At 66.9% G+C, this 4,357-nt stretch carries 5 protein-coding genes; all 5 read right to left on the bottom strand.

What is annotated here, in order from left to right; translation table 11 throughout:
* Positions 1-152: 152 nt before the first annotated feature.
* Complete coding sequence (locus QZZ29_RS12000) at positions 153-899, bottom strand: phosphoglyceromutase (RefSeq protein WP_291383563.1); 747 nt, start codon at positions 897-899, stop codon at positions 153-155.
* Positions 900-978: 79 nt separating this feature from the next.
* Positions 979-2,052 (bottom strand): beta-propeller fold lactonase family protein, encoded by a 1,074-nt coding sequence (locus QZZ29_RS11995; RefSeq protein WP_291383562.1) that lies wholly within the window; start codon positions 2,050-2,052, stop codon positions 979-981.
* 77 nt (positions 2,053-2,129) lie between these two features.
* A complete protein-coding gene (locus QZZ29_RS11990; RefSeq protein ID WP_291383561.1) occupies positions 2,130-2,441 on the bottom strand; it encodes an Lsr2 family protein in 312 nt (103 codons plus the stop codon).
* A 149-nt stretch (positions 2,442-2,590) separates the two neighbouring features.
* Positions 2,591-2,779, bottom strand: a complete 189-nt coding sequence (locus QZZ29_RS11985; protein WP_291383560.1) for a hypothetical protein — start codon at positions 2,777-2,779, stop codon at positions 2,591-2,593.
* A complete protein-coding gene (gene lysS / locus QZZ29_RS11980; protein WP_291383564.1) occupies positions 2,776-4,266 on the bottom strand; it encodes a lysine--tRNA ligase in 1,491 nt (496 codons plus the stop codon). Before lysS ends, QZZ29_RS11985 begins: the two co-directional genes overlap by 4 nt.
* Between the last annotated feature and the right edge of the window lie 91 nt (positions 4,267-4,357).

The following is a 4,357-nucleotide window of genomic DNA, read 5'->3' as shown; positions in this document are numbered from 1 at the left end:
GTCGTCCTCGCCGCGATCATGCTCTGGCTCGCATGACTTCAGAGACACGCCCTAGCCCACCGCACACGACGACGAAGGGCCCCGCCTCATGGCGGGGCCCTTCGCTTTGTCGGCCGACAATGAGAGGTCGACCGAACGTCTGTGATTCGAGGCTACCCTTTCTTGCCCTGGTTGGCCACGGCCTTGATGGCCTCCGCCGCGGCGTCGGGGTCGAGGTAGGTTCCGCCGGCCTTGATGGGCTTGAGGGTCTGCTCGTCGAGTTCGTAGACAAGCGGGATGCCAGTAGGCACGTTCACGCCGACGATCTCGTCGTCACCCACGCCGTCCAGATACTTGATGATGGCGCGCAACGAGTTGCCGTGGGCGGCCACCATGACCGTCTTGCCCGCCTTGAGGTCCGGCACGATCGCGGACTCCCAATAGGGCAGCGCGCGCTCGAGAACATCCTTGAGGCACTCCGTCTTGGGGATCGGCTCGCCCGCGTAGCGAGGGTCACCCTCCTGCGTGTACTGGTTGTCGGCCGAGATGACGGGCGGCGGCACATCGTAGGAGCGGCGCCAGGTCATGAACTTCTCTTCGCCATACTGTTCGAGCGTCTCGGCCTTGTTCTTGCCCTGGAGGTCGCCGTAGTGGCGCTCGTTGAGTCGCCAGTCGCGCTTCACGGGGATCCAGTGCCGATCGGCCTCGTCCAAGGCCAGGTTGGCGGTCATGATCGCGCGCCGCAGTAGGGAGGTGTGGACCACGTCGGGGAGCACGTTTTCGGCCTTCAGCAGTTCGCCGCCGCGCTTGGCCTCGCCCCAGCCCTTCTCGTTGAGGGGCACGTCGACCCAACCGGTGAAGAGGTTCTTGGCGTTCCATTCGCTCTCGCCGTGGCGGAGCAGGATGAGTGTGTAAGTCATGAGTCCATCCTGTCGCATCTGCGCGCGAAGCGCTCACGGCCAACGTCCCGGCGGCTCGCCGGTTCGGGGCGGTCGCCGCCTACGCGGGGACGATGCAGGCCGGGCTGGTGACCCGCGCGGACAGGTGGGGCAACGCCGCGATCGCGCCCGATTCGGTCTCCGGCGCGAGGGCGAGCACCTCGGCAAGCGGGAAGGCCCGGACCTCGTGCCCCAGCTCGGCGCCCACCGCCAGATACTCCCCCACCACGGCGAAGTGCCGTGGCCAGTAGCCCACGTCGAACGCCGCGCGGTAGGTCAGCTCGCCCTCCGGCGCGACGTCGAAGACGGAAATCACATCGGCGCCCCTCACCGACACCAGCAACACGTCTCCCTCGTGGCGATCCACCAGCGCCACGTGGGCGCTGGACAGGGCGTCGCCCGTGCGTCGTGGCGCCAAGGTGGTGGGATGGTCCGCAATCACCTCGGCCGTGCCCGACGCGCGGTCCCACCGCAGGGTCCTTAGCCGATGGTCGAGTTCGCACACGACGTACAGCGACTCGCCGCGAACGGCGAGGTGGCGCGGGCCGGACCCGGGAGGAAGATCGGCCGCGATTCCGGGTTCGTACAGGAGCCCGTCCTCGCCTATCGTGTACCGCCTGAGCTGGTCCGTCCCGAGGTCGGCGACCAGCAGGTGCCGACCCCCGGGCGCGAACGCCGCGGAGTGCGCGTGGGAACTTGTCTGGCGGTCGACCCGCGGCCCCGACCCCTCGTGCGAGATCGTCTGCGCCGGCGCGGCAGGCGCCGGCATCCCGTCGAGCGCGAGCGGAATCACACTGACCTCGCCCGTGCCGTAGTGGCACACGTAGACCGTGGCCGCGTCGGGAGCCATCAACACGTGGCAACCTTGCGAGCCGTCGAAGTCGACGCGCGCGACCTCGTGCGGCAGCTCGGCGACATTCCACACCGCCAGTGATGTCGGGTGCGACTCCTCGACCGCGTACAGCAAGGGCTGGCGCGGGTGTGCCACCGCGAACGAAGGGGCGGGCTCGACGGCGATCTGCGCCGCCGACAGCACGCCGTCGGCGTCGATCTCCGCGCGCCAGATGCCCTCGCCTTGGCCCACTGGCGTGCCAAGGCCGTCGGGTGGATGGGTGCCGACGAAGAACGTGGTCATGAGTTCAGCCTGCCACGAGCCGGGCGCCAGCACGAGCGGTGGGGGTGCCCCGCCGCCTTAGTGCGCCGTCGGCGTTTCTAGTGAACCGCGTCGTACGCGGAACGCACCGTGGTCGAGATGCGCCCGCGCTCCGACACGTCGTAACCGTTCGCCTTGGCCCACGCCCGCACCTTGCTCACGTCCGAGCCCGAGCGCGATGTGGCCGACGACCTGCCTGACACCTTTCGCGCGGCGGCAATCCATGGCGCGAGTGCGGCACGCATTTCGGCCGCATGTGCGGTCGAAAGGTCGATTTCATACTGCACGCCCTCAACGGCAAACTTCACCGTCTCGTCTGCGGGACCGTTGTCGACATCGTCGACGAGAACCACTTGAACCTTCTGTGCCACGGCATTTCCTTTCTAGGTGACGCTCCAATCTTCACACAATAAGACGCGCGCTGCCTATGGTCGGATCGTATCCGTTGCATTCTTGTCGGATTCGTCAATGATTGCGGCGATAAACTACGCTTGAAGAAACCATTGCCGACAGCGGCAACCTATTCCGTGGGCTGGTCGCCGTGCTCCGCGGTAAGGCGCTGGGCACGCTGCGCCTCGTCGCGATCCAGCTGGGCGATCGCTTCCCGTTCGCGCCGGTCCGCGCGGATGATCCCGCGCATGATGAAGAAGAACAGGCCCCCGACGCCGATCGACGGGAGCAGCCCCATGGCGAGCGTTCCGATGCTCATGACCGCTCCTCGGGCTTGACTAGGGGAAACAGAATGGTCTCGCGGATTCCAAGACCGGTGAGGGCCATCAGCAGTCGGTCGATCCCCATGCCCAGACCACCCGCGGGCGGCATGCCGTGCTCCATCGCCGTGAGGAAGTCCTCGTCCAGCCGCATCGCCTCGGCGTCGCCCAACGCGGCCATGCGCGCCTGCTGCGCGAAGCGCTCCCGCTGTATCACGGGGTCCACCAACTCGGAGTAGGCGGTCGCCAATTCGAAGCCGCTCACATACAGGTCCCACTTTTCCACGAGGCCCTCGGTGGTGCGGTGGTCGCGCGTCAGCGGACTCGTCTCGACCGGGAAGTCCTTGACGAACGTGGGGGCCGTGAGCCCGGCGCCCACATGGTGTTCCCACAGCTCCTCCACGAGCTTGCCGTGGTTCGCCTGCTTGGGGTCGACGGAAATGTCGCCTAAATCGCACAGCCTGAGCAAGTCCTCGACGGAGGTGTGCGGAGAAATCTCGCGGCCCAGGGCCTCCGACAGGGAACCATAGAGCGTGATCGAGGGCCATTCGCCGCCGAGGTCGTATTCCTCGCCATGAGCGTGCATCACCGTCGTGGAACCAAACAGGTCCGTGGCGGCCGTTTGCACCAGATCCTGCGTCAGTGTCGCCATCGTGGAGTAATCGCCATACGCCTCGTAGGCCTCCAACATGGAAAACTCCGGCGAGTGCGAGGAATCCGCGCCCTCGTTGCGGAAATTCCGGTTGATCTCGAATACCTTCTCGATGCCGCCAACAACGGCGCGCTTGAGAAATAACTCGGGGGCAATGCGCATATACAGGTCGATGTCGAACGCATTCATGTGCGTCACAAAGGGCCGTGCCGCGGCGCCGCCGTGCTGCGTCTGGAGCATCGGCGTCTCGATCTCAATGAAACCGCGGCCGTGGAGCGATTCGCGCAACGACCTCAACAGGTGCGATCGGTTGCGCGCGGTCTCGCGCGCCAAAGGGCGGACGATGAGGTCGACATAGCGCTGACGGACGCGGGTGTCCTCCGCCAAGTCCTTGTGGAGCACGGGAAGCGGCCGTAGCGCCTTCGCCGCGAGCGCCCATTCGGTGGCGAAGATGCTGACCTCGCCGCGGCGAGACTTGCCTGCGCGCCCCTTGGCGAACAGGTGGTCTCCCAGGTCGACATCGGCCTTGAATGCCGCGAGAGCCTCCTCGCCCACCGCCGCAAGGCTGAGCATGATCTGCAGCCGGTTGCCGTCGCCATCCTGGACCGCGGCAAAGCACAGCTTGCCCGTGTTGCGCACAAAGACCACTCGGCCCGCCACCGCGACGACGTCGTGGGTCTCGACGCCGTCCTCCAGCGCTGCGTAGGCGGAACGCACCGCCGCAATCTCGTGGGTCACCGGCACCGACACGGGGTAGGCCTCGCCGCCGCTCTCAAGGATGCGGTCGCGCTTGTCGCGCCGCACGCGCATCTGCTCGGGAAGGTCGTCTGCCATCGGCTGCTCAGTCACGGGCTCAAGGGTACCGGGATGCGCGGGGGCCGAGGTGAGCGGGGGCCGAGGTGAGCGGGGCCCAGCAGAGTCAGCG

The organism is Demequina sp. (genome assembly GCF_016278765.1).
GTDB lineage: Bacteria > Actinomycetota > Actinomycetes > Actinomycetales > Demequinaceae > Demequina.
Note: the sequence above shows the minus strand (reverse complement) of the source record. Positions and strands in the feature narration are given on the sequence as shown.